22 protein-coding genes, 1 tRNA gene and 1 pseudogene are annotated in these 25,155 nt (G+C 50.7%); 2 read left to right on the top strand and 22 right to left on the bottom strand.

What is annotated here, in order from left to right:
- The first annotated feature begins 113 nt into the window (after positions 1-113).
- Complete coding sequence (locus tag ABT58_RS16720) at positions 114-1,037, top strand: alpha/beta hydrolase family protein (protein ID WP_158261750.1); 924 nt, start codon at positions 114-116, stop codon at positions 1,035-1,037.
- Here ABT58_RS16720 and ABT58_RS16715 read toward each other — a convergent pair.
- From ABT58_RS16715 to ABT58_RS16620, 20 genes are all read right to left on the bottom strand, one after another.
- Positions 997-1,626 (bottom strand): ATP-binding cassette domain-containing protein, encoded by a 630-nt coding sequence (locus ABT58_RS16715; RefSeq protein ID WP_082211132.1) that lies wholly within the window; start codon positions 1,624-1,626, stop codon positions 997-999. The two genes, ABT58_RS16720 and ABT58_RS16715, sit on opposite strands and share 41 nt — an antisense overlap.
- The gene (locus ABT58_RS16710) at positions 1,620-2,333 is read right to left on the bottom strand and encodes an ATP-binding cassette domain-containing protein (RefSeq protein WP_047875584.1); all 714 of its coding nucleotides are present in this window, start codon (positions 2,331-2,333) and stop codon (positions 1,620-1,622) included. The genes ABT58_RS16715 and ABT58_RS16710 overlap by 7 nt, the downstream gene beginning before the upstream one ends.
- 96 nt (positions 2,334-2,429) lie before the next feature.
- The gene (locus tag ABT58_RS16705; RefSeq protein ID WP_047875583.1) at positions 2,430-3,281 is read right to left on the bottom strand and encodes an ABC transporter permease; all 852 of its coding nucleotides are present in this window, start codon (positions 3,279-3,281) and stop codon (positions 2,430-2,432) included.
- Complete coding sequence (locus tag ABT58_RS16700) at positions 3,278-4,252, bottom strand: ABC transporter permease (protein WP_047875582.1); 975 nt, start codon at positions 4,250-4,252, stop codon at positions 3,278-3,280. The genes ABT58_RS16705 and ABT58_RS16700 overlap by 4 nt, the downstream gene beginning before the upstream one ends.
- On the bottom strand, positions 4,240-5,889 hold the full coding sequence (locus ABT58_RS16695) for an ABC transporter substrate-binding protein (protein ID WP_082211143.1): 1,650 nt from the start codon (positions 5,887-5,889) through the stop codon (positions 4,240-4,242). Before ABT58_RS16695 ends, ABT58_RS16700 begins: the two co-directional genes overlap by 13 nt.
- The gene (hypF, locus tag ABT58_RS16690; RefSeq protein ID WP_047875580.1) at positions 5,876-8,443 is read right to left on the bottom strand and encodes a carbamoyltransferase HypF; all 2,568 of its coding nucleotides are present in this window, start codon (positions 8,441-8,443) and stop codon (positions 5,876-5,878) included. The genes ABT58_RS16695 and hypF overlap by 14 nt, the downstream gene beginning before the upstream one ends.
- A gap of 83 nt (positions 8,444-8,526) precedes the next feature.
- A complete protein-coding gene (locus ABT58_RS16685) occupies positions 8,527-10,299 on the bottom strand; it encodes a Kae1-like domain-containing protein (RefSeq protein WP_047875579.1) in 1,773 nt (590 codons plus the stop codon).
- Between the two features lie 5 nt (positions 10,300-10,304).
- Positions 10,305-10,877 (bottom strand): HyaD/HybD family hydrogenase maturation endopeptidase, encoded by a 573-nt coding sequence (locus ABT58_RS16680; RefSeq protein ID WP_047875578.1) that lies wholly within the window; start codon positions 10,875-10,877, stop codon positions 10,305-10,307.
- Positions 10,874-11,557 (bottom strand): Ni/Fe-hydrogenase, b-type cytochrome subunit, encoded by a 684-nt coding sequence (cybH, locus tag ABT58_RS16675; RefSeq protein ID WP_047875577.1) that lies wholly within the window; start codon positions 11,555-11,557, stop codon positions 10,874-10,876. The genes ABT58_RS16680 and cybH overlap by 4 nt, the downstream gene beginning before the upstream one ends.
- 10 nt (positions 11,558-11,567) lie before the next feature.
- Entirely contained in the window at positions 11,568-13,271 is a 1,704-nt protein-coding gene (locus ABT58_RS16670) for a nickel-dependent hydrogenase large subunit (RefSeq protein ID WP_047875576.1), read from the bottom strand.
- The gene (locus ABT58_RS16665) at positions 13,268-14,419 is read right to left on the bottom strand and encodes a hydrogenase small subunit (protein WP_047875575.1); all 1,152 of its coding nucleotides are present in this window, start codon (positions 14,417-14,419) and stop codon (positions 13,268-13,270) included. Before ABT58_RS16665 ends, ABT58_RS16670 begins: the two co-directional genes overlap by 4 nt.
- A gap of 132 nt (positions 14,420-14,551) precedes the next feature.
- A complete protein-coding gene (gene hypA / locus ABT58_RS16660) occupies positions 14,552-14,896 on the bottom strand; it encodes a hydrogenase/urease nickel incorporation protein HypA (protein ID WP_047875574.1) in 345 nt (114 codons plus the stop codon).
- Entirely contained in the window at positions 14,896-15,900 is a 1,005-nt protein-coding gene (hypE, locus tag ABT58_RS16655) for a hydrogenase expression/formation protein HypE (RefSeq protein ID WP_047875573.1), read from the bottom strand. Before hypE ends, hypA begins: the two co-directional genes overlap by 1 nt.
- The gene (gene hypD, locus ABT58_RS16650; RefSeq protein ID WP_229821745.1) at positions 15,897-17,093 is read right to left on the bottom strand and encodes a hydrogenase formation protein HypD; all 1,197 of its coding nucleotides are present in this window, start codon (positions 17,091-17,093) and stop codon (positions 15,897-15,899) included. The genes hypE and hypD overlap by 4 nt, the downstream gene beginning before the upstream one ends.
- Positions 17,081-17,335: a HypC/HybG/HupF family hydrogenase formation chaperone gene (locus ABT58_RS16645; RefSeq protein ID WP_047875571.1), complete on the bottom strand. Its 255-nt coding sequence runs from the start codon at positions 17,333-17,335 to the stop codon at positions 17,081-17,083. Before ABT58_RS16645 ends, hypD begins: the two co-directional genes overlap by 13 nt.
- A gap of 10 nt (positions 17,336-17,345) precedes the next feature.
- Entirely contained in the window at positions 17,346-18,077 is a 732-nt protein-coding gene (hypB, locus tag ABT58_RS16640) for a hydrogenase nickel incorporation protein HypB (RefSeq protein WP_047875570.1), read from the bottom strand.
- A gap of 868 nt (positions 18,078-18,945) precedes the next feature.
- Positions 18,946-19,377, bottom strand: coding sequence for a 4Fe-4S binding protein (locus tag ABT58_RS16635; protein ID WP_229821744.1), 432 nt, complete (start codon positions 19,375-19,377; stop codon positions 18,946-18,948).
- Positions 19,378-19,560: 183 nt separating this feature from the next.
- Positions 19,561-20,550 (bottom strand): hypothetical protein, encoded by a 990-nt coding sequence (locus ABT58_RS16630; protein ID WP_047875568.1) that lies wholly within the window; start codon positions 20,548-20,550, stop codon positions 19,561-19,563.
- A gap of 406 nt (positions 20,551-20,956) precedes the next feature.
- Entirely contained in the window at positions 20,957-21,490 is a 534-nt protein-coding gene (locus ABT58_RS16625; RefSeq protein WP_047875567.1) for a DUF6985 domain-containing protein, read from the bottom strand.
- Positions 21,491-22,183: 693 nt separating this feature from the next.
- Positions 22,184-23,431: a hypothetical protein gene (locus ABT58_RS16620; RefSeq protein ID WP_047875566.1), complete on the bottom strand. Its 1,248-nt coding sequence runs from the start codon at positions 23,429-23,431 to the stop codon at positions 22,184-22,186.
- A 474-nt stretch (positions 23,432-23,905) separates the two neighbouring features.
- On the opposite strand from ABT58_RS16620, the pseudogene ABT58_RS23795 reads away from it, so the two are divergent.
- A pseudogene (locus tag ABT58_RS23795) lies at positions 23,906-24,106 on the top strand (IS110 family transposase); the annotation flags it as partial.
- 28 nt (positions 24,107-24,134) lie between these two features.
- On the opposite strand, the gene ABT58_RS23535 reads toward ABT58_RS23795, so the two are convergent.
- A complete protein-coding gene (locus ABT58_RS23535; RefSeq protein WP_146147272.1) occupies positions 24,135-24,641 on the bottom strand; it encodes a hypothetical protein in 507 nt (168 codons plus the stop codon).
- 307 nt (positions 24,642-24,948) lie between these two features.
- Positions 24,949-25,025, bottom strand: a tRNA-Asp gene (locus ABT58_RS16610).
- Between the last annotated feature and the right edge of the window lie 130 nt (positions 25,026-25,155).

Below are 25,155 nucleotides of genomic sequence, written 5' to 3'. Positions count from 1 at the left end.
TGCACGTAAAATTCAACCATCAATAACTCTTGAAATTATTTTTATTTAAACAGATGATGAAAGTGTCTCACTTTCGTCAATGGCACCTTTGTGTGTTTTTTATGGTGATGACTATGCAATCTTTACGACACTCTTTCACGTTAACGAACATGGCTGTTTTCATGGCGCTTTCTTTTTCTTCCTCTCTGTATGCCAAAGAATCGAAAGTGGTGATTCCGGTGGATGACCAATCTGTCGTCGGCACCCTGAACGTGCCGGATAATGTCGCGCAACCCCCTGTGATCCTCATGCTGCACGGGTTTATGGGGCAAAAAGACGAGTTGCAGATTGAAGGCACTGACGAAGGGATCTACACCCGTACTGCACGCACATTGGCCTCGCAAGGTATTGCAAGCCTGCGCATTGACTTTCGTGGCGCAGGCGAGAGCGACGGGCAATGGGCTGACACCACCTTTTCCCGCCAAATTGAAGATGCCCAGCGCGCACTGCAATGGCTGAAAAACCAACCGCAAATTAACCCCAACAAAGTGGGTCTGCTCGGTTGGAGTCAAGGTGGACTTGTCGCCAGCCACGTGGCCAATTTGAATCCGGATCTCGATGCGGTCGTTCTGTGGTCACCGGTGACTCACCCCTACATGACGTACGGCAAATTAATGGGGGCTGACTTGGTGCTGAAAGCCAGCGCAAGTGCAGCCGAAACCCCATTTACGACCACCACGCCGTGGGGTTATGAAACCACGCTGAAAGGCAAATTCTTTAAAGAAGTGCTGACCATGAACCCGATTGGTGCCATTGCCCACTATCCGGGGCCGCTGCTGGTGATTCAAGGCACGCAGGATGATCTGGTCGTCAATACCGATGCGTGGATGCACTACCACCAAGGCGACAATAAACACGTTGAACTTAATACCGACCATGTTTGGGGCGCGTTTTCAGGGCCGAGCATGTTAGACGAGCGCGTGCTGCCAGAAACCATCAACTGGTTCAATGCCGGTTTTAAGGCTCACACCGCACTTGCCGATCACACACCTGATTGAGCAAAGCGCGATCATGGGAAATGACCAGCACGCCGATATGGCGAGCCTTGCAATGACGTAGCAAAGTCTGCCACAGCTGTTGCTGGGTCAGCAGATCCAACGGGGCGGAGATCTCATCACACAACAAAAATTGCGTCGATGGGATCAACGCCCGCACCACATTCAATCGCTGTAATTGCCCACCGGAAAGCTGTGAGGGGCGGCGTGCTAACCATGCGGGATGAATGTGAAAATCTGCCAGCATGGCGCTGAAATCCGTCTCACGCCAACTTTCCCGTAATGACTGCTCTAACGTCAGGTAAGGATTAAACGCAAACTCTGGCTGTTGGGCCACCCATTGCACCGGATTGGCTTGTCCTTGTGGGCGAACTGGCACAGACAATGTCCCACGATGCAGTGGCTGGATCCCGGCCAGCACTTTTGCCAAGGTTGATTTACCGCACCCACTGGGGCCGAATACCCCCACCACTTCGCCGCGTTGTACAGTGATGTCACATAACGCCAGTTCGCGTTTTGATTGCCGGCTGGGTAAAAAACGAAATGGACGGTCTGACTCATAAACCACCACGCCCTGCTGCAAACTCAACATAGCGGATGCCCCCAATTTTCCGGCAACGCCTGCCATAACGCTTGGCTGTAAGCATGGCAATGACCATCCATCATCGCGCTCGGTGTGGTGACGTCCACCAACCGCCCGTCTCGTAGCACCACAATGCGATCTGCCCAACGTAATAACTGGCGCAAATTATGGGAGATGATCACCATGCCCTGATGCTCGGTGCGCACGGTTTCTCGCAGTTGGCGATACATCGTCTCCGCTTGTGCTTCATCCAGTCCGGCACAAGGTTCATCCGCCACAATAAACGCAGGAGATTGCACTTGCGCCTGCGCCAGACACGCCCGTTTTGCCATGCCGCCAGACAGTTGATGTCGATAACTCTCAGCAATATCACTGTTACGGTTCGCATGAGCTTCCCGTAACACATGGGCTCCCCATAAGGCATAGGCAAAATCGGCACGCCATCGGGCCAAATGCTGCCCCACGGTTTTTAACGGGTCAAACACTGCGGCCGATTGAGCTGACAATGCCAACGTCCCCGTCGCATTTACTTCACCGTGCCGACAAAACCCGGCGGGCACCTGCCCCAACAGCGCGTGCGCCAATATACTTTTGCCACTGCCACTTTCACCTATCACACCGACGATCTCTCCCCGCTGCACGGTAAAACTGATGGGATGCAGCAGGCTTGCATCGCATGATGACGATATTACGGATAATTGCTTGATAGATAACACGTTAATGACTTATTCCTTTCTCACCATTGAGCAGCATTGACCACAATTCTCCCACCACGATTAACTGCCATTATTGACTGCTTCAATTAACTACTCTTAAGCGCCTGAACGCGACAGCAGTGCAGGGGCATTGCCGCGCAACGTACCGCTGATTTGCTGGGCACTCGCTGACAATAACAGTACGCTCAACACCAGTAAGGCACCGGGCAATACGGCTAACCACCACTCCCCGGCCAGCAAATACTGACTGGCTTGTGACAAAATCACCCCGATTGCCGGAGTGGCCGGATCAAAACCAAAGCCCAAGAAGGTCAGCCCCGCCATGTGTGACAAGGCTTGCGGCAACATGATCAACATCCCCGTTAACCACTGTGGGGCAATATGAGGCACGATATGTCGCCACAATAACGGCAACCGGCGATGCCCAAATTGCTGCGCCAGTTGGAAATACGGAGAATGGGTTACCGTCTGTAAATCACACAGCAGCAAGCGAGTGAGACGCGGCCAATGGCTCAAGGCAATGGCGGCAACAATCCCTACGGCGCTGCCACTCGCCTCCGCCGCGACTGTCATACTCATCGTCACACCGCTGAACGCCAGCGACAGCAGAATCATCAACAGTAGATGCGGTACTGATAAGCACACATCAATGGCAATCCGCACACCACGGTGCACCCACCGATTTGCTGCCGATCCCAAGGCCAACAACAACGCCAACACACTGCTTAGCAATACGGCAATCGCCGCCAACGTCACACTGTGATAGAGCCCTTTCAGACTGCGGGTCAGCATATCCCGTCCTAACCAATCGGTTCCGAAGGGATGAGCCCAACTTGGGGGAAGATTACGCGCCAGCACATTGAGATCCAACCCCGACGTGGGATACAGCACTGCGATCATCATCAAGAGAACGATGCCCCAAGCTGACCAAGGAATGTGGCGGCTCATCGTCTTACCCCCGGCGTCAGCCAATCGGCACATAACGACGCCAATGCATTCCCCACAAACACCAGTACCGCACTGAGCACCGTGGCTCCCAGAAACAACGCCGTATCATGGGTTAACCCGGCTTTCACCACGGTTTGACCCAGCCCTGGGTAATTGAATAAGGTTTCCGCCAGCATGGATCCACTGAACAGCTCCGCAAAGCTGGCCAAGTGCAATACCAGTGCAGGCACCAAACTGTTCTTCACCACATGAAAGCGCACGCGCGCCCAGGCACCTTGTCCATGCATTTGCGCATACTGCACGGGCGCATCACTCAGTACATCCACCACTTTTTCGCGGGTATGCAATATCAACGGCGCCATATACACCAGCACCAAGGTTGTCATAGGCAACACCATATGCCGCAACAAGCTGCTCAGTCCCTGCTCGAACACGCCATCGCCATAAGGCGCGGCACAACAGGCAGGCAACCACGGCAATTTGACGGCAAACACGGCAATCAGCACCATACCTAACCAGAACGGCGGCATCGCCGATAACACCCAAGCGGTTGTGCGGATCACCCTATCCGGCCAACGGTTCGCACACAGTCCCGCCAGCAGCCCCAGCCCATAACCGACAAACAGGGCCAACAACCAACTGATGCTCATCAATAACAAAGAGATCTGCCCGCGCTCCCACAACACGGTTAACACCGGTTGACGATAGAGCACCGACTGCCCCCAGTCACCGACCGCCACATGGGCCAGCCATTGTGAGACGGATGCCCACACTGAACCTTGCTCGCCCAACTGTACCGCCAGCACCGCCTTTTGCGTGGCCGAAACGGCAAACAGGTTACCGTTCAGGTATTGTGTAACCGGATCCAGAGGCGAGAAATGCAATAAACTCACCGCCACGATCACTACCAGCAACAACTGCACACCCAGCCGCACAACGAGGCGGATAACAAGGCGCATCAGCGTTTGCATTGCCACGTCCAATCCGTAATGTTATTGGTGAGCGGCCAGCCATGGGCATGCGGCTCCATCATCGGTTTGCCCAAATCCAAACACGGATTACCTGCATACACGTGGGTCAGATTCACCAACCACGTCCAAGGAACATCCTGATATATCTGCTGCTGAGCCTGACGAAAATGGATCATGGCCTGTGACCACGAAGGCGCAGATTGCGCGGCATCTAATTCACGATCCACAATCGGGTTGGCGTAATAGCCACTGTTATAGAAATCCACGCCTTGATACTGGCTGTGGTAGGTGTAACGCATTTCACTCGGAGACAATACGCCAAAACCGAACAGCACCGGTGAGCGATGCATTACCTGACTAATACGCTCCCAACTGGTGCCTTGGGTAGTCACCACAATCCCTAATGGTTTGATCATTTGTGCGACCGTCAGGGCCAGTTGCTCACGAATGCTGTCACCGGATTTGTAATACAGTGTGAACGCCGCTCGCACGCCATTTTTGGCACGAACCCCGTCATCCTGCACTAACCAACCAGCTGCCGTGAGCGCTTCTTTAGCGGCTTGCATTGCTGCTTGTTTGGCTTCTGGATTGACCGTCCCTGTCGGTGACAGCTTGCCCTTGTCAGCAGGGGCAATACTCCACGGTAAGCCATCGGCAATGGAATACGCAGTGCGCGCGTAACCGTCCAGCAAGGCATGCACCAGCAACTCACGATCAATGGTGCTATCGATGGCTTGTCGAATCGCTTTGTCTGACGTCACATCATTGCCTTTGTCGTGCCCGTCGAACGGCAACATCGGCCATGCAATACCACGATTATCAACACTGGTGATACGCCACTGTTTGATTGCCGCAGGCAGTGTTAAAGCATATTGGGGCGGGATCGCCGCTAAATCGATCTGGTGCGATAACAATTGGGTATAGCGACTGGCTTCATCGCTGAACACGATAATCAGACGCGCAAGATGCGGCTTCTCGCCGTGATAATGCGGGTTGGCGACCAATTCCAACGATTGGCCTTTTTGCCAACGCACAAACTGATACGGCCCCGAACCCACCGGATGCTGGGCATAATCAGGGCCATACGCGTTCTGCGGCACAATGCCCAGTGAGGCCAGCGTATCGAGAAAACCAATGTCAGGCTGCTTAAGGTGAAAGATGACGGTCTCTGCATCCTGCACATCCACCTTGGCCAGGTTGGTCAGATCATACAGTGAAGCCACGGATTTCGCCGTGCGATACGTAAACGCCACATCACTGGCCGTCAGCGGAGTGCCATCGCCTGCAACCAGATCTGGTTGCAGGCGCACCGTCCACGTCGTGCGATCAGGCGATAAGGTCCAATGCTGAGCGAGATCGCCGGCGACTTCTCCTTCACCCGTGCGTTTTAGCAAGGCGGATTGGATCAGGGGATTGTTGTAACGCCCCCAGCCATAAATAGGATCAAACCCTGCTGTAGGCTCATCACCCAAGGCAATCGTCACCGGTTGTTGATACACCGGCTCTTGAGACATCGGCTCTCGAGACACCGAGGGCGCAGCCCCCACCGGCAAGGCGATAAACAGAGATAGACACAGTGCTGACAAGCGTACTCGACACGCCCCCTGTCGCTGAGACGTATTATTATTCGTGATCATGGTGAAGGCCGTACCACAGTTGGCCCAGCGCAATGCTGGCATCGTTAACAGGAAGATCGGTACTGGACAGCACCTGCATACCGCAAGCATTCAGCTTTTGCTGACACAGCGCATTGAGTACGGTGTTTTGAAACACCCCACCGCACAGCACCACACAAGGTGAAGGAGCATCAGCCCTGTTTTGCACACAGCCTTGCGTACTGTTTTGCGTGCTGTCTTGCTCAGCAGCGAAATGGCTGACGGCGAACTGCTGCACGGCATCCGCTAATGCCGCGATAAAGCCCCAGGCAATCGCACCAATACGCTCAGGTGTCAGTGGTGATGCAATCACTGCCTCGACGATCTGCGCAAACAAGGCCTGGGTATCCCATAGGGAATCATTACCCTCAATTTTTATGAGTGGCAGCGTGAAGGACAACGTCGGGGCCAAGCTTACCGCGTCCTGCATATCTTGATGTTGCGAGCTATGATGTTGCGAGCTATGACGTTGCGCGGCATCCCGTTGAATACAATCTCGCTGCGCGGCGTCAGCCAGTTTCATGCCCGCTTCCCCTTCATACGGCGCGTTACCGACCAAACCGAGTAATCGAGCGACGGCATCAAACAAACGTCCCATCGAGGAACACGGCACACAAGCCGCTTTTGCTCCCCACAGGCGATGCAGGTTATGAATCCAACGGGGATCGACCTCTGCCAACGCCTCTAATTGCATGGCGACAATCGCCTCGACACTGTATCGTTCAAACAGTAATGCCAGCAGCAAACGGGTCGGATCCTGTACCGCCTTATCGCCACCGATCAGCATAAAAGGTGCAAGGCTGGCGACACGCTGGTAACCATGGATATCGGCCACCATGGCTTCTGCGCCCCAAATGGTGTCGTCATCCCCGAGGCCAGTGCCATCAAAGGCAAAACCCAGCACCGGAGCCGTGCGTTGATGCATCGCCATTTGCGCCAGAATATGGGCGTAATGGTGCTGCACGGTGATCACTGCAGGCTGTGGCGAACATGCAGCTTGAGCCAAAGCGGGAGCCAACCGGCTTGAAGCATAATCCGGATGCTTATCACACACCGTCAGCGTGGGCGTTAACCCATAACACTGCTGCAAAAAGGTCACGGTTTGATGGTAGTGCTGCTCACTGGCAAGGGTATGCAAATCGCCAATATACGGGCTCACCACCATTTGCTGACCAAACGCTAAAGCTACGCTGTTTTTCTGCTGCGCCCCGGCAGCAAGGAGGGTACGGTAATTCGTTCGGGTAACCGTCCAAGAACTTGTTTGAGAATCTGAGCTCGTAACAGGCTCCGGCAAAGGCAAGGTCAGCGGCGCATAACCGCGCCCCAATCGCATCAGCATGGGCTGGTCATTGCATACCTGTACCACACTGTCATCGCACGGGTGCGCGATAGGACGGTCATGATCCAAAATGCCATCCACGACATGCGCCAAGTGCTCAATCACGGCTTCCGCAGACGTTAAAATCGGCTCGCCACTGATATTGGCCGACGTCGCCACCAACGGGCGCGCCAAGCATTCGAGCAACAAGGTATGCAACGGCGTATAAGGCAACATCACCCCTAAAGCATCTAGATCTGGGGCAACAGCTTCTGCGATGTTGTTTTGCGGATCTTGACGCTTTGTCATCAGCACAATCGGGCGTTGGCGACTTGTCAGGGCATCCCACGCTGCCGGCGTTCCCTCGACCAGCGTTTGCGCCATCGCCTCGTCCTTAACCATCACCGCAAAAGGCTTGGCCGGACGGTGCTTGCGCGCACGCAGTGATTGCACAGCGGTAGCATGGGTGGCATCGCACATCAGGTGAAATCCCCCCAGCCCTTTTACCGCAAGAATTTTGCCTTGTGATAACGCAGAGATCACCTGTGTTAATGCGGCTTCTCGCGCAGCGAGTTCTGTCCCTTGCGGCGATAACAACCGCAGCTGCGGGCCACAATCGGGACAACTGATAGGCTGCGCATGGTAACGGCGATCCAGCGGATCATGGTAGGCACGTTCACAAGCAGGGCACATGGCAAAATCTGCCATGGTCGTGGCCTGACGGTCATAAGGGAGTTGGCGAATGATGGAATAACGCGGCCCACAATTCGTGCAGTTGGTAAACGGATAACGATAAAAGCGACTGGCGGGATCGGCAATGTCTTGCAGGCAATCCGGACACGTCGCCATATCCGGCGACAAGGCGACGGATGCACCGGATTGAACATCTGATACTGCTGTTCCAGACGCACCACCTTCACTGCGGATAATTTGGAAGTCCGTCAATTGTGGATCCATTGGCAGTGCCGTCACGGCATGGCTGTCGATTCGCGCCAGTGGCGGCGGATTGGCAATGATCGCCGCCATACAGGCATCCACCGCCGCCAACGCACCTTGCAGATGCACCGTCACCCCTTGTGCATTGTTCAACACCGTACCGTTCAAACCGAACGCCATCGCACTGCGGTAGACAAAAGGTCGGAAGCCGACCCCTTGTACAATGCCCTGAATGGTGAGTTGGTAATGGCAGGCTTCAGACTCGTCAGATGCTCTGAACATCTTGTCTGCTCTGAGCTCCTTGTCTGCTCTGAGCTCCTTGTCTGCTATGAGCCCGTTATTCGCTTTGCACTCCGACACTGGCATCACCACCCTCGGCCTCGACGCTGCTTCAACAGCAAGGCGCCCACACTCAGATTGCTGCTATCCAGTGCCAAACGGCGGTTGGCAAATAACGGAAAGTTTTTCCCAACGCGTACGGCTAAGCGTTGCGCCAAGCATTCATTGGTCATTTCATTGCCCGCCAGCACCACTTGCTCAATGCCGTGTTTGCCATCCAGATGTTCAATCCAGGTCGCCAAGTGATCCGCCAGTGAATCCATGATGCCAAACGCCAGCTTAGGCACTGACGCATCATCACCATCGGTCGCCAAACGAAACGCCATCACACTGGCTAGCGTCTGATAAAAATCCAATCCGCTGATGGATACGTTAGATTCTTGATTATCATCAAGGCTTTCATCAAAACCGATATCAATGCGATGGGCATTCTTGCCATGAAAAGACATCGCCGCCGCAATAACCCGATCGGCTAGTTGCTGAACAGACTGCTCTGTTGTTGCCAGCCCCATCACGCAAGCACACGCGGCAAACAAAGTGGTCAGGTTATCGCGCGGGCCAGTGAAGTGCATACCTACGAGTTGCGCGGTGTCATCCGGGAAACGAGCTGAGAAGCGGCTCAGAAAATCATGGCGACCTTGTGTTTCCAGTGCCTGCCACCATTGCTGACCGGTTTGCGGCAGTGGACGCAACCGGAAGAACACCTCCGGATTCAAACGCGGATCCAGTACCACCAGCTGACCCGGTGATTGATTGCTGAAATAAATCACCGCCTGATGACGCCACACGTCAGACTCAATGCTGCCCGCATGCAATGCACACAACGCATGGGTGGTACGATCCGAGGTATCCCGAGACGGCGCAGACAACGCAAAGGTGACAATATTTTTGTGCCAATCGGCTTGTAAACCACGCACCGTCGCGCTGTCATGTAACGGCGCTTTCAATCCGGCAAATGGCGCAGGTACCGAACCCGCTGCGTCAACGTCGCATTCAGACCATTGATTCGCGACCCACGCCACCGACAGTTGCGGCGCATCGGTGCGATAGAACAAATAATCCACCCCTTGCTGGCGCAGGATTTCAGCCAGCACCGAAAGTGCGCGGTGCCAGGCAAAACGTACCCCATACAAGGTCTGCGTGATGGGATGCTGCAGAGAAGACGGTTTAGCAAACAGCGTCACCACCGGCTTTTCTACGCTGGAGAGCGCCATCACATGGTGATGTTCCGCCGAGAAATTGGCAGCCAAACGGTTCGGGTTACACACCAACACGTGAGCCCGTTGCGGTGCCGCGTCCGTAAACGGCAACATACGCAATGTGGTGCGATGCCCGCCAACCGCCAGCGTCACCTCGCCTTGCTCACGCAACTGCTGCGCAAACCCCTGAATGTCCGCAAATGAAATCGCCGCCGAAGGATGTTGTTCACCATGGCACACGGGACAAGCTAAATCGGTCTGGCCAAATTGCGGCGACTGGTTATCCGCAAACAAAGGATGGCAATGCTGACAAAACGGGCCGATGACAGTGCGAGTTTTGAGCGGGATCCGTCCACCGATGCGAGAATCGACCGCCTCAATGCGGGCATCCGTCATCCAAATCGAGTAGAGAAAGTCTTTACCAATGGCAGCCGCCAAGGTTTCCAGCTCCCCCTGTTCGCCCTTCGCTTCCAGAAAGAAACAGCCGTTGCACCAGCCGATCGTGATCCACAAGGGTGCATAGTCGAGGTAGCGGTTACACATCTGAGCATACACGGCCACTTTGCGTGAACATGCAAAAGAAAATCGAAGTAATTTCATACGGTTTATGCCTCACCGCAACAGGAAGAATCATGCTTGAACGCATGGGCCTTAAATGAATCCGGGATCAGCGTAGTGATGTCCACATTCGCCACCCGCTGACAGGTGATGCCCAGCCCTTGCAGATGGTTGAGCAGGGTTTGCTCCATGAGCGGGATCCCCGCCTGAATCTGCGTTGTCAGGCCAAGATGCATCGGCTCTAACACCGTCGGTACCATGCCGAGGATCCAGGTATCAGGCCGATCGCCCACCATCTCCATCATGATCAGGGTCTGCAGCATCTCCACTTCATGGGCGCTGCCTTGCCAGTCAATTTCCGGTGGCGCATTGTCGAAATTGAAGTAATACACCTGACCGGGCTTGGCACCGGCGGCGTTAACGGTATCCACCACGATCAGGTGATCGTAACGGGCCAGAATGGGCGTGAGTCCCTGCGCCAACGTGCCGCCATCCATTGTGTCGATCTGGTGTTCAGGGTGAGAGAAACGGTAGTTTTCCGCGATGTAATTGACGAAATGTACGCCGACCCCTTCGTCGGCGTACAAGACATTGCCAATTCCCAGTAGCAATATCTTCATTCAGCATCATCCTTACGGACAGATTGGTAGTCGTAACCAGACAGAATGGAATCGGCAGAGCCATTGCGGAAACGGATCCCCGTCCATACCACCATGTAAATGTGAATAAAGACGAAAATGATAAACGCCCATGTCACATAGTGGTGCCACAAACGCACGTTCGCTAACCCGCCCATCCATTGCGTCAACTGATCGGTAACAGGCAACAACATCGCCGCCAGCCCGCCGTGGTAGACGTTGTCATACAGCATCAAACCGGTCACGCACATAAAGATCGCCAAGGTTGAGATCCCGGCATACACCACCAACTGCAGCGGGCCGTATGCGCCGTGGTGAGGCGGTTTGCCCATCCACAAATAGGCTTTGATTTGCTGCAGCCAGCTTTTGGTGCTCAAGGCATCATTGATGGAGCGTCTTTCCACATTGCTGCGGCTAAAGAAGAACAGGTACACCCGCGCCATGGTGATCGCCACCAGCATGAAACCAAACACTTCATGGGCAAAGCGGATCCAGCCATTCACCAACACATCACTGCTTTCCGGTGCGACAAGAAACGGCCACGAGATATAGAACCCGGTGATCACCAATGCAGTGATCGCCAATGCCCGCAACCAGTGACACACGCGGATCACGACCGAAAAGACCCGCTCCCGTTTATAGAGCACTGCTTCGCTACTCATCACGGACTCCTTAGAATGCGTTCGGATCGATACGGAACTGACTCAGCGACTGACCTTTGTAGTCCATCACGTGCACCGAGCACGCCATGCAAGGGTCAAAGGAATGGATCACGCGCAGAATTTCCAGCGGCTTGGTCGGATCGTCCAACTTCAGCCCCACCAGAGAGGCTTCGTACGGTCCCACTTTGCCATTACCGTCACGCGGGCCGGCATTCCAAGTAGTCGGCACCACCGCTTGGTAGTTTTCAACCAAACCACCTTTAATGCGGATCCAGTGGCTCAATAAACCCCGTGGCGCTTCAATCATGGCAAAACCTTTGTATTCCACATCGGCGTTCAGATCCGGCGCAATGTAGGTCGAGGTGTCAAACTGAATGTTATTCACCAAGGCTTCAAAGGTACGGTTACCATGACGCGCCTGCACCAAGGTATGCAGCATGCGGGCAGCGGTGCGACCGAGGGTGGTAAACAGGGCGGCTTTTGGCAAACCGGTGCGCGCCAAGAACGCATCGACGATCTCCACCACTTCCGGCACACCACGCCCATAGTTCACCAATACCGCCGCTAGCGGACCCACTTCCACTGGCTCACCGGCATAACGTGGCGATTTCACCCAAGAGTATTTGCCTTCGCCATCCACGGTTGGCAGGGTGCCAAACACGGTTTCACGCTCAACAAACGGGGTATGTTCCGGAATAGTCGTGCCATCCAGCGGGTGTTGCGGATGCTGGGCGTTGTACCACGAGTGAGTCACGTCTTCTTCAATCTTGTACGGGTCAATCTCTTCCACCTGCGACAAGTCGCCATTGCGGATGATCCCACTCTTGAACAAGTACTGGTTCTGGCCGACAAGAACATCGTTGGTCGACATGAAGTTACGCACATTCACCCCGCCCAACACAGACGGCTCTTGCCCGTAAGCGGCCGCTGCCATGATGAGATCGGCCTGATAAGCGCGTTCAATAAAGTCCACCACGGTGGCGCGGCGCTGAGCCCATTCCTGCAAACGAGCTGGATTGATCATGTCACGCACACAGGTGATCCCACCGACGACAACAGATTGTGGATGCGGGTTCTTGCCGCCCCAAATCGCCATCATCTCGGCCACAATGCGCTGAATTTCTAACGCCTTAAAGTAGTGGGACAAACCAATCAGGTTCTGCTCTGGCGTAAAGGAATACGACGGATTACCCCAATACGCATTGGCGAATGGGCCCAATTTGCCGGTATCGACAAACTTCTTCACTTTTTCCTGTACCGCGCGCAGCTCACCTTCACCTGCCGCCATCGGGGTATCGGAATATTGCATCGCCACCTGGGCGGCCTTGGCTGGATCCGCTTTTAACGCAGAAACGACATCTATCCAGTCAAGGCCGTGCAGGATATAGAAGTGCACGATGTGGTCGTGCATGTGCAAGGCTTCCAACATCATCGAACGCAGGTATTTGGCGTTCATCGGCACCGCTGCGCCAATGGCATCTTCCACCGCCATAGTGCCGCACAAATAGTGCGAGAACGTACACACGCCACAGATCCGCTGTACCAGCAAACCCACATCAAACGGGGTACGGCCTTTCAAAATGATTTCCAGCCCACGGAACAGGGTCGATGAGGCCCAGGCTTTTTCGATCACATTGTTCTCATCCACTTCGACTTCAATGCGCAGATGCCCTTCAATACGGGTGATCGGGTCAATGACAATACGCTTGCTCATTTTTCGTTGTCCTCATCGTTATAAGTGCCAGCAAAGAAACTGCCCACTGCGTGAGCCCCAATGCCCAAGGCAGTCAGGCCAAGGGTGACGGCACCAATGGTGTCGGCAGTGGCATCCAATCCGTGTAACAGTTGGCGGCCCAGTGGTTTTTCAAAGTCAGCCATGTCATCCCAGAAATCCGGTTCAGAACAACCAATACAACCGTGACCGGCCAGTACCGGCCAACTGGTGTGGTTGTTAAAACGCTCTTGCGGACAGTTGTTGTAGGTGTATGGCCCTTTGCAGCCCATTTTGTACAGGCAGTAGCCGTTTTCAGCACCTTCGTCACCGAACTCTTCCACGAACTCGCCGGCATCAAAGTGACCACGACGTTCGCAGTTATCGTGGACGCGCGCGCCATAGGCCCACTTAGGACGGTTGAAGGTATCCAGCGCCGGCAACTTGCCAAACATGATGTAATACATCAGGGTGCCAACGATATTGGAGGAACTTGGCGGACAGCCGCCCAAGTTGATCACCGGGCGATCAATCACCGCATGCACGCCTTTTGCACCGGTCGGATTAGGCTTGGCCGCCTGCACACCACCAAAGGAGGCGCAGGTACCCACCGAGATAATCGCTGCTGCGCCGGCGGCCGCTTCTCGCACCATGTCTAAACCGGTACGGCCTTTACAGCCCAAGGTCAGAAATGCGCCGCCATTAGCGGTAGGCACGGCCCCTTCAACCGCCAACAAATACTGGCCGTGATAATCACGCATCGCCGCATCAAGGTTTTCTTCTGCTTGCCAGCCCGCTGCGGCCATCAGGGTTTCCTGATATTCAAGCGAGACATGATCAAAAATCAGGGTGCTGACATCCGGTGTCGACGAGCGGATCAAGGATTCTGAACAGCCGGTACATTCGGCCATGTGCAGCCAAATCAACGGCACGCGATCGGCCAGTTCCGCCGCTTCTGCCACCATAGAACTGAACGGCATCGGCAAGGCTAACGCCGCCGTCAGGGTTGCACTCCACACCAGAAATTCCCGTCGGCTAATGCCGTTTTCTTCCAGACGTTCCTGCAAAGGCTGTTGTTTTTTGCTGGGGAGCTGACGCAATTTCGCCAGCCGGGATTGTCCCAGCGCATAAAGGGCAGCATGTGTGTCCATGGCTCATCCTTAATTTGAGAGTGATGATGTTTTTGGTTCGAATTTGGGTTATGTCGAGGAAATAACAGCCGGCGGGATACAAGACCCCACCCGTTGAAATCCGTTACCTGTCGGTAGAAAAGCAGTCGGCGTTCAGGTGGCCATCTCTAGCTGCATCAACAGCAGATCTTCGCCGTCTATCACGGTCGTGTCCCGGCCATGGCATTGCGGGCAAATGACCTGTCGATGCGGCATCTCAACATCTTGTTGGCAGGTGTGACAGTGGATCACCAAAGGCTGTATCTGCATCTGCAACTCGGAGTTACGGCAAATCCCTTCCAGCTTGAAGGTATCAAAGGCGGTTTGGAGCAACGCGGGCTCAACACCACTGAGTTGTCCTACCTTGATCGCCACTCGGGTGATTTCCCGCGCGCCATTGGCACGGGCATGACTTTCACACTGTTCGATCAAGGCACTGACAATGGAGTACTCGTGCATCAGCAGATCCTCGGCAACAGTTCGCCCTGCGGCACATCGAGGTAACGCAAGCTGCCCCACGGCGTCGCCAGTAGCACTTTGCCCAATTGTCGTTGATCAACACAGCCGATCTCGGCCGCGCTAGGACAGCAAGCAAACGTGGCCATTACGGCCAAGGCATCCGCCACTTGATCAGCGGGCAAGGCCAGCACAAAGGTGCCTTCGTTGGCCAAATCAAACGGTTCCATGCCGTACAGTTCACACAGACCGCGCACCGCATCGCGCACCGGGATCGCGGCTTCCTGTAAGGTGATACCCACCCCGGCGGCACGGGCCCATTCATTCACGACGGCCGACAATCCGCCCCGGGTCGCATCGCGCATAGCGTGAATATCGATGCCTGCGGCGATTAATGCGTCCACCACCGGCCACAAAGTCGCACAGTCACTGTGCAGATCCGCTTCTAGCTCAAGGCCTTCGCGGTTCATCAGCACGGTCGCCCCGTGGCAACCAATGTCGCGCGACACGATAATGGCATCACCGGGTTGAAGGTTGTGGGCAGAGATCCCCGCTTGAACCACCTGCCCCAGCCCGGCGGTATTAATGTAAATGCCGTCAGCACACCCGCGCGGCACGACCTTGGTATCGCCACACACCACGCGCGCACCACACACTTGCAGCTCGCGCGCCATGCTCTGTACGAGGGTTTTCAGGGTCGCCATCGAGAACCCTTCTTCAATGATGAAGCTACAACTGAGGGAGTGAGGTTTCGCCCCCATCATCGCCAAATCATTCACGGTGCCGGCCACGGCCAGTTTCCCGATATCACCCCCTTTGAAGATCAGTGGCGACACGGTAAAGCTGTCGGTGGTAAATGCGGTCTCACCGGACAAATTCAGTACGGCGGCATCTTCTTCACGCTGCAACAGCGGGTTATCAAACACCGTAAAAATGATGTCTTTGATCAACCGCCCCATTTCTTCGCCACCACCACCGTGACTCAGTTGAATGTATTGCTCTTTCATTGCGGATTTCCTGTGGTTAAGGCATTCACGGCATCGGCGTTTAATACGCCCTGATAGCGGTAATAGGCATTACACGCGCCTTCTGAGCTCACCATGCAACTGCCTAGCGGGCGCTGTGGCGTACAACCTCTACCAAAGACACGGCAATCAGCAGGCTGGGCCAAGCCACGCAAAATGTCGCCACACTGACAGGCTTTGTGATCGTCTACCACTTCATCACTGAGGATCGCGGCAAAATGGCGTTCAGCATCTCGGTGTAAAAAAGAGGGTTTCAGTTGCAACGCGGAATGAGGAATGGGGCCTAACCCACGCCAGCGAAAAACGGCGCGAGGTTCGAAATAAGTATTCACCCACTGCTGGGCGGCCACGTTGCCATCTTGACTGACGGCGCGGCTGTATTGGATATCGACCGAGGCTTCACCCGCGACTTTCTGGCGTACCAGACGCAACACGGACTCCATCACATCCACCGGTTCAAACCCGGCGACGACAACTGGCGTGCCATACTGTGCCACCAGCGGTTGATAGATCTTCGCGCCCTGAATCACACTCACATGAGACGGCCCGATAAAGGCGTTCACCTTCACTTGCGGATCATCCATCACTGCATGAACGGCCGGCGGCACCAAGACATGGTTGATGTGAAATAACAGGTTATCGATGCCTAATGCCTCCGCCTGTTGCAGCAAAACGGCGGTCATCGGGGTCGAGGTTTCAAAGCCAATGGCAAAGAACACCACGGTTTTGTCCGGGTTTTCCTGCGCAATCCTCAAGGCATCCAGCGGATCATACAGAGGACGCACATCGCCGCCTTGAGCACGGCATTGCGCCAAGCTGCCACGGGAGCCGGGTACGCGGATCATGTCGCCTAAGGTCACCAAAATGACATTGGGCTGCTGGGCCAAGGTGATGGCGTGATCGATGCGCTCTTTGGGCATCACACACACCGGACAACCTGGGCCATGAATGAACTGAATGTTGTCTGGCAGCAAGCCTTTAAGGCCAAACTTCATGATGGTATGGGTATGGCCACCACACACTTCCATGATGTGTAACGGCGCGTTGAGCTGCGCCGCTTCCTGCTGGATCACTTGCGCCAAATAACGCACCGTCTCTGGGTTGCGAAACCCGTCATACAGCGGTTTTATAGTGGATATGGGCTTTGCTCTGGACTGAGCATTCATTGTGGACATGAGCCGTTTTCCGCCTCCAGCTTGTCGATCATTTCCTGATACAACGCGAGGCTTAATTCCGCATCGGCTTTGTCGATTTTGTTCATCACAAAACCAATGTGGATCAGCACATAATCGCCAATGGCAAGTGGCTCCATGTAGAGGTGACGGCTGACTTTACGTTGCACCCCTAAGGATTCGACGGTAACACTGAGCGTTTCGTCATCAATGGCAATAATTTGGGAAGGAACCGATAAACACATACTGCGCGCCTTACTGCATCTGGCTGTTAAGCCACGCCACCACAGGAGCCAGCGTGTCAGGCTGCTTCACCGACACCTCAAGCACAACTGCATTCGGGTTGAGCTTGGCGACCTGCTCACGGGCGGCTTCCAGGCTAAAATCGAAATGCGGCAACAAGTCACACTTGGTCAGTAACACCAAATCCGCACGGCGGAACATCACCGGGTATTTTTCAATTTTGTCATCGCCTTCCGGTACCGAGACCAGCACGATATTTTTGTGGGTGCCCACATCGTAGCTGGCCGGACACACCAAGTTGCCGACATTTTCCACAAAGCAGATATCCAGATTATCCAGCGGCAGGTGATGCAACGCACCATGCACCATGAAAGCATCCAAGTGACAAGCGGAGCCGGTTTGAATTTGGTAAGCCGCAATGCCCTGCGCCTGTAAACGGTCGGCATCGCGAGAGGTTTCTAAGTCACCTTCAATCACTGCGTAACGCAATGATGTATGTTGATGCAGGTGTTCCAGCAACGTGGTTTTGCCGCTGCCCGGGCTACTCATGAGGTTAAATGCCTTCACCCCATGCTGTTCAAAGTGGGCGCGGTTATGGGCGGCTTCCGCGTCGTTTTTGTCTAGAATTTTATGTATGACACGCAGCGTCTTTTTATCATTCAGTTGTGGATTATGAACAACGTCGTGATGATGATCTTGTTGATGGTGATGATCCGTCAACGAACAGCCACAGTCTTTACACATAACTACTCCAAACACATTTTGTTTATTTGTTTTCTTATTTCTGTCACATTCAAAGAAAATACATTGACGACGTTTTAAATGAGCAACCGTGGATTTAAACCGTTCACCATCATGCCTTTATTGAATACGGATGAATAATCATAAATTGAATAATCGCGGCATAACGATAGTGAACATCAATAAATTCGCCGGTGAGTTACCATGCACTCACACTCATAAAAAACACACATCAGCGCACGACCTCAAATAAGGTCGCGATGGATGATTTTTCATCACTCAATCTTTAAAAATATCGCTCTGAAAGTGCACAAAATATCAACTGACAGGATCGTCAATATCACTCTTGTCGGCCATCTTAGTCCTGCTAACAACAAGGACAAACACATAAAACGTCAATCTAACTTTGTATTTTTATACGTTTTTAGCATTTTTATGCGTTAATGAGACGTATTCTTGCGAACGGCAGCGGAAGAAATGAATAGTTAATGAGGTGCCAATAAGCGGGAAAAAGAAGAGACAAAGAAGAGACAAAGAAGAGGACAGGTAATAAAAATCGGTGATAAAAACAACGATACTACACAGTCAAAACGACAAAGAATCCGTAAAAGTCACCGTTACACTTTCAAAATAACCGTTATACCTTCACAGTGACCATGCAGAATATGCTCACGCATACCGCTTTATTATGAGCATCTATAATTGAACATTTACAAATGTTAGCGATGAAAAATGACACTCGAAACTGGGACTAGCAAATAGTACCAGCAAAAAAGAAAAACATTCCTGTAATGAAAATAAACACTACATCCCTAAAAATCAGGTAAAGACTTTAGGTCATTACAATCGCTCATTCGATTAGCTCATTACATTAGGTCATTAATTGAAAACTGATGATGCTGTTATAACAAGACTGCGCACACTGACCACAGCCTTTGCATAGTGCTGTATCGATACGCGGTTTTGCATCCTCTTGCCATACCAGTGCGCCATAGGGACAACTGCTCTCGCAACTGTCGCAAAATCCATACATATTTTCACAACTGTTCGCAATGGTCGCGACCAAGCCGGTATGCGCCGTTTGCTCAGCCAGTGCCAAGGTAGGGCACGCTTGCTGACACCGTCCACACAGATCGCACGCGGCATAACTGATATCAATCGCCGCGACGCCTTTCTCCATTGTGATGATCTGGCTTGGACACGCCGAAGCGCACAGGCCACATCCATCACACAAGCGTAAAAACAACGATTCATCCACCGCAAAAGGTGGACGCGCCGCCTGAATTTTTACAATGACACCCATGATAAAAACCATTAAAAGCAGCCTTTCTTCAGACACTATTTTCTCAGCCTTTCCCTCGTTCCATTAACCTCCTGCATCCATATTTTTGAACTCAGTGCTATTTCATGGCGATTTACGTCAATTTCTCGCACGACAAAACCTAGCCAAATAGCCAGTCGAAGATACAGCCGTTACTGTGATTTATCAGGCCACGCTTAACAGCCGTCGACTGGCGCTTACCCCTTGAGTTCGTTGCTGGCCAATATGGTGATGGTACTCACGCAACATGCGTTCTTTACCGATTGCACCAGAGAAGTTATGCTCTAAATGGCAGGCTAATTCCAACCAATTATTTTCACTCAGGCCAAGACGAGAAATAACATTCAATGCATTTTTTGATATGTAACCGTGTTTTCCATCACAAACAGCACGCCCGGTTTCATCGACAAGTAATAAATAGTCGGTAAACACAAAAGGTAAGCCTTTAGGCATATTGGCTCGGGGATTTCCCACAAAAGGCAGTAAGTTTTTGGGTTGATAGCTTGATTTGGCAGCATTGACGCGCTTTTTAATACTGGTATGGGCTGAGGATTCTGGCGTTGTCGCGATACCCGCTCGAACGGGGTTGAGGTCAACGTAAGCCATGCAGGCAACGAGTGCCGCTTCATCTAACAAGGCTTGAGATTTAAAGCGCCCTTCCCAAAAGCGTCCGGTGCACCCATCTTCTTTATTGGCTTGGCGCGCAATGGGTTCATTAAGTAAACGCATAAACCAACTAATGTCATACAGCCGTTTCCGCCAGTCATCTGCGATACGCTCGACCGCCTGTAGCTGTGCGCTATCCATTTGACTTCGTAGACTTTCATCCAGCCAGGTGTTAGAAAGAAAGTTGCCCTTACACACCCGATGCCAGCGGGTGATCACCTCTTCCTGTGACCACGTTTTGGCTTGTTCAGCATCCACATGCAGTACCACATGGGTGTGATTACTCATCACCGCGTAAGCACAAATATCAATCGCAAACACCTTGGCAAGAAACAGCAATCGCTGCTCCACCCATGCCCGTCGGTGTTCAAAATTCTGCCCCGTTAACGGATCTTTACCGCATAGAAAGGTTCTTCTCACACAACGTGATACACAATGGTAATACGGTGTGTCGGTCAAGCTGACTTGTGTTTTTCTAGCCCTTGGCATGCTTGCAGGCTCCCTGATTCATCCATGATAAAGAAAGCCTAGAACACAGGGCAGCAAAGTACAAAAGTGTGGGTGTCTTGTTTATTTTTATTTTTTTTACTAACTTCAACAAAAGGAATTATCTGGCGTACCGATCAAAAATAAAATCAATTAAATGGGAGTTAATATCATTCCTATTTTATATTTCCCACATCAAGCAACCGCAGATATATGCAATTAAAAAGGTTATTTATTAAACCCTCTCTATAATCAAAAACAATAATAAAATGGGTTAATAGATAATAAAGCGATATCTGCCTAACAGATTAAGCCGGATACATCACCTCTTCCAAACTGGGATCACCCAAAGCATCTGCATGGCTTACATGCCCACTGACAGGACCAATCATATTGCACTTAACTTTGCTTACTCAAAGTCAAACGCGTCAGAAGCATAACCACTTTCAATTATGTCCAACCCATTGAAACTCACTCCAGCCCCGTGCTCGTCTTCCCAGTTACAACCAAACTCAATTCCAAAACGTGGTTTTGTTGTTGTACCACTTCCTTTTATATGAACAGCAACAACACCGCAAAGCGCTTTGAGATCTTTGTACCCTGAAATAGAAGGAACCACATCATCAGGATGCTCATCAATGAGGCTTTCGATAATCAAATCGCGCATTTCCCAATACACTTCCTCAAAAGAAGCAAGGGAAAGATCTAAAATATCTTGAGCATTTTGCTCAACCCATTTAATCACATCGAAAAACACTTCTGTTTCTAAATCTTTATCGCAACAAAAGTGAACCGTACCATCAGATTTTTTAGAGCTTGATCGTCCACCACAAGCACCATCTCGGATTTGCAGACCAGCAAACCCTGATACTCTTTTTGATGTGTATTTAAAGAAATCATCTGTCACTATTTCTGGGTACTGGCATTTTTCAACGTTGTACATAGATGCTTCCTTGTGAATATTGCGCCCGTTTAAGGGGCAGCCAACGCTACTACCAACTTAACGCATAACACCGTAACCAAAAAAAACAATGTCGAATTTTTATGATGACACCCATGATAAAAACCATTAACAGCTGTCTTGCTTCAGACATTTTTTCTCAACCTTCCCCCCTGCCCTCGAACCTCTTCATCCCTATTTTTGAACTCAGTGCTATTACATGGCGATTTCCATCAATTTCTTGCACGACAAAGCCTAGCCAAATAGCCAGTCGAAGGTACAACCGTTACTGTGATTTGTCAGGCCACACTTAACAGCCGTCGACTGGCGCTTACCCCTTGAGTTCGTTGCTGGTCAATATGGTGATAGTACTCACGCAACATGTGTCCTTTACCGCATAGAAAGGTTCTTCTCACACAACACGATACACAATGGTAATACGGTGTGTCGGTCAAGCTAACTTGTGTTTTCCTTGCCATTGGCATGCTTGCAGGCTCCCTGGTTCATCCATGATAAAGAAAACCTAGAATATAGAGCTGAAGAATACAAAAGTGTGGGTGTTTTTTGGTTATTTTGTACCAGTTTTGGCTGCATAATTGCTTATATCTATACATCCTAGTTTCTTACAGGGAGCGTCGGTGATAACTAGTTTTTAGCTTTCATTGTCAGTACTTCAAACAGATCATCTGTTTGATTCTACCAACCACTATATTGAAGCCATCCAATTGGACAAATCATACCGTTAAATGTCTTTATCTCTTTATTTAGAAATTGCCCCATCTTGTAACACTGAACAGTATTGTTAAAGCCAGATGATCCCGCAGCAGCAGATTGCTTATGTGCAGCCGCTGCTCGTGACTCAGCAGCTTCAGCTTCGCGTCTCTTAATAGCTAGTTCTTGTTGTTTGTACTGCTCACTTTGATATTTATTTAAATCTGCATTGTATTTATTACTTACCGCTTCCATCGTACTTTTATACTTTTCAGTAAATTTCAAGTCATAGTAACACATTGCTGTGTACTCATCGTACGTAATACCTCTTGGAATTATTGGATTATCGCTATTACAAACCTTATGCTTATATTTGGTTTCTAGGGTCAATGCATTATTGTATGCATTGTTACCTTCTGAAATAGCAGGTGTTATTTTTTCAAGTTCACTGTCAATATCTTTCCAAAATTGTCCAGGAACGTTGACAATTTGATTGCCACTCTGATTTATTTTTTCGCTCTGTACATATCCATTTTTCATTACAAAGCGAATGATGCCCCCATATTGCCCTGTTAGCGAGTTTTGTGTAAATGTTGATGATTTAACTTCACCAATCTGATTGGTCATATCGTTAAAGATATAGGAAACTTTGCCATCAACCCTGTTTACGTAGCTAACAATAGGATTGAAAGGAGAACTTTCAACATAGCGATAATTCCCTGTTTTTTCATCGAAAACTCCAGTCCGAATTAGAACGTTGAAATTTGTGGAACTGTCCGTTATGAACTCAATCGAACCAACATATTTATTTAGATCATTTTTAAAACGTCTAACGGTAAGGTTATTCACGTAATCACGCATGACTGAGTATTGATTCAAAGTAGAGCCATTCTGGTAAGTCGTGATTTCTTCAACATGAGAATAATCAGAAATTGTTATATCACGGCCAAACCCATCAGCATAACCATTTTTACAAGCTCCATCCCAGACGGCACGAGCATTTGCCTCTGCTTTAAACTGTGGGGAAGTTTCTAGCAGACATGCTTCAGTCTTATTTACTGGTTGAATCCATACTTGCTCTATCTCTGGTTGCACATGATATGGCTGGATATTTACGGACTCAATGAAGCTGTTTGCTTCCTTTAGTGTTAATGATGGGTATTGGTTACCAGTCGTTTGACAGCCAAAAAGAGATACAACGGTGATGGCCGCAATTGATATTTTTGCTTTCATATTTTTACTTTCTATTCGATTATTTTTACGTTTCGTTCAAGTTAATATAAACAGTTAATTATTTGCGTTTTTACACTTCCCCCATAATTTTCTTGCTGCGGTGTATAAAGCCCCCTAATACCTTCAATAATGTCTTTTTTGAGATGCTGCAACGCAGTTTGTTGGCCTTGCGCTGGTTTCTTGTCTCACAGTTCTTGTTCTTTTACATTTTTTTGCAGCAAACAACCGCTTGCATTTCGAGGCGGAGGGATTATATAGTTTTATCTGCAATTTTCTATACATTCAAAGAACTTTTACAATGACACCCATGATAAAATCCATTAACAGCAGTCTTGCTTCAGACATTATTTTTCTCTCCCTTTCCCCCTGCCCTCGAACCTCTTCATCCATATTTTTGAACTCTATGCTATGACATGGCGATATCCATCAATTTTTTGCACGACAAAGCCAAGCCAAATGGCCAATCGAAGATAGCAAGTACGCACCGTTCTCTACATGGCTATGATGTCTGAGATGCAGTGTAACCCTGTTTTTAAAGCTACTTACCAGCGACTTTTAGATGCTGGGAAACCGAAAAAAGTCGCCATTATTGCGTATGTAAGGAAGATGGTTGTGATCTTAAATTCGATGCTTCGATATGGCGTCATGTGGAACGAAAACATAGCCAGAAATTAGCTATTGACGCCATAGTCATTTGTTATGCTTATTTTATACGCGTAACACCAACACTTTTTTCTATACCTTCAACCTGAATTTTGTACTGACCATTGCTCTGAAAAACAATAACTTTTGGTGAGTATGAATAATGGTAATGATACCAATATTCTGATTGCTGCCATATTTGACCATTAGCTAATTTGAGCACAGTCTCTCCCTCAAATCCACTAAACTCCCCGTCAACGTAGCTCTCAATATATTGAGAACTAGGCACTTGATTGGAACTAACTTGTTCATTCCCAAGAGATGCGATGTTTAGCTTTTTTCCACCAATTATCATGAAACTCTCATTCGGGCATACCGTTACACTCGGATAATACTCATATAAGTACTCATATTCGTACTTAACCTCCCATAAGCTACCATCAGCAAGCTTGAAAACTTCCTCGTTATTTCCCATGAAAGGAGAAGGACTCTGGATCGTTGATTCAAAACATTGCGCTGATACCACTTGAGAGGTAAAAAGCAGAGCAAAAGCTAATATTATATTCAATTTTAGATCTCCAATATATTCGAATAAGGATAACAACTTAATATATAGAATCCATCTACTTTACAATGCTACATATTCTCATGAGCGCATAATAGTACCAAGGCTAACTTATTGATATTGAAAGGTATCGGTGGGATTGCAAAAACAAATATAGAATCATTCCATATATCACCTTCTACTTTTCAATCATCATTTCAACATCACAATTCGATAAAATCGAATATAGCGTGTGCGTCGGAGTGCAAGGCGAGTTTAAATTCAGCACATACAAAAAAGCCTTCGTCTTTCGACGAAGGCTTCGTTGTGTTGGCGGAGCGGACGGGACTCGAACCCGCGACCCCCGGCGTGACAGGCCGGTATTCTAACCAACTGAACTACCGCTCCAATTCTGTATGAAACCCGGTTGAACCCGATTTCTAGAATGTGGCGGAGAGATAGGGATTTGAACCCTAGATACGCTATTAACGTATGCCGGTTTTCAAGACCGGTGCTTTCAACCACTCAGCCATCTCTC

The organism is Photobacterium aphoticum (assembly GCF_001029435.1).
GTDB classification, from domain to species: Bacteria; Pseudomonadota; Gammaproteobacteria; order Enterobacterales; family Vibrionaceae; genus Photobacterium; species Photobacterium aphoticum.
Note: the sequence above shows the minus strand (reverse complement) of the source record. Positions and strands in the feature narration are given on the sequence as shown.

Bases quoted from the DNA above. Each gene is read 5' to 3' on its own strand.
- ABT58_RS16665 (WP_047875575.1), bottom strand. From the start codon at position 14,419: ATGGACACACATGCTGCCCTTTATGCGCTGGGACAATCCCGGCTGGCG.
- ABT58_RS16700 (WP_047875582.1), bottom strand. From the start codon at position 4,252: ATGCAAACGCTGATGCGCCTTGTTATCCGCCTCGTTGTGCGGCTGGGT.
- cybH (WP_047875577.1), bottom strand. From the start codon at position 11,557: ATGAGTAGCGAAGCAGTGCTCTATAAACGGGAGCGGGTCTTTTCGGTC.
- ABT58_RS16720 (WP_158261750.1), top strand. From the start codon at position 114: ATGCAATCTTTACGACACTCTTTCACGTTAACGAACATGGCTGTTTTC.
- ABT58_RS16705 (WP_047875583.1), bottom strand. From the start codon at position 3,281: ATGAGCCGCCACATTCCTTGGTCAGCTTGGGGCATCGTTCTCTTGATG.
- ABT58_RS16635 (WP_229821744.1), bottom strand. From the start codon at position 19,377: ATGGGTGTCATTGTAAAAATTCAGGCGGCGCGTCCACCTTTTGCGGTG.
- hypA (WP_047875574.1), bottom strand. From the start codon at position 14,896: ATGCACGAGTACTCCATTGTCAGTGCCTTGATCGAACAGTGTGAAAGT.
- hypB (WP_047875570.1), bottom strand. From the start codon at position 18,077: ATGTGTAAAGACTGTGGCTGTTCGTTGACGGATCATCACCATCAACAA.
- hypF (WP_047875580.1), bottom strand. From the start codon at position 8,443: ATGTTCAGAGCATCTGACGAGTCTGAAGCCTGCCATTACCAACTCACC.
- ABT58_RS16630 (WP_047875568.1), bottom strand. From the start codon at position 20,550: ATGCCAAGGGCTAGAAAAACACAAGTCAGCTTGACCGACACACCGTAT.
- ABT58_RS16645 (WP_047875571.1), bottom strand. From the start codon at position 17,335: ATGTGTTTATCGGTTCCTTCCCAAATTATTGCCATTGATGACGAAACG.
- ABT58_RS16695 (WP_082211143.1), bottom strand. From the start codon at position 5,889: ATGATCACGAATAATAATACGTCTCAGCGACAGGGGGCGTGTCGAGTA.
- ABT58_RS16625 (WP_047875567.1), bottom strand. From the start codon at position 21,490: ATGTACAACGTTGAAAAATGCCAGTACCCAGAAATAGTGACAGATGAT.
- ABT58_RS16680 (WP_047875578.1), bottom strand. From the start codon at position 10,877: ATGAAGATATTGCTACTGGGAATTGGCAATGTCTTGTACGCCGACGAA.
- ABT58_RS16620 (WP_047875566.1), bottom strand. From the start codon at position 23,431: ATGAAAGCAAAAATATCAATTGCGGCCATCACCGTTGTATCTCTTTTT.
- ABT58_RS16715 (WP_082211132.1), bottom strand. From the start codon at position 1,626: ATGTTGAGTTTGCAGCAGGGCGTGGTGGTTTATGAGTCAGACCGTCCA.
- ABT58_RS16670 (WP_047875576.1), bottom strand. From the start codon at position 13,271: ATGAGCAAGCGTATTGTCATTGACCCGATCACCCGTATTGAAGGGCAT.
- hypE (WP_047875573.1), bottom strand. From the start codon at position 15,900: ATGAAAGAGCAATACATTCAACTGAGTCACGGTGGTGGTGGCGAAGAA.
- hypD (WP_229821745.1), bottom strand. From the start codon at position 17,093: ATGTCCACAATGAATGCTCAGTCCAGAGCAAAGCCCATATCCACTATA.
- ABT58_RS16685 (WP_047875579.1), bottom strand. From the start codon at position 10,299: ATGAAATTACTTCGATTTTCTTTTGCATGTTCACGCAAAGTGGCCGTG.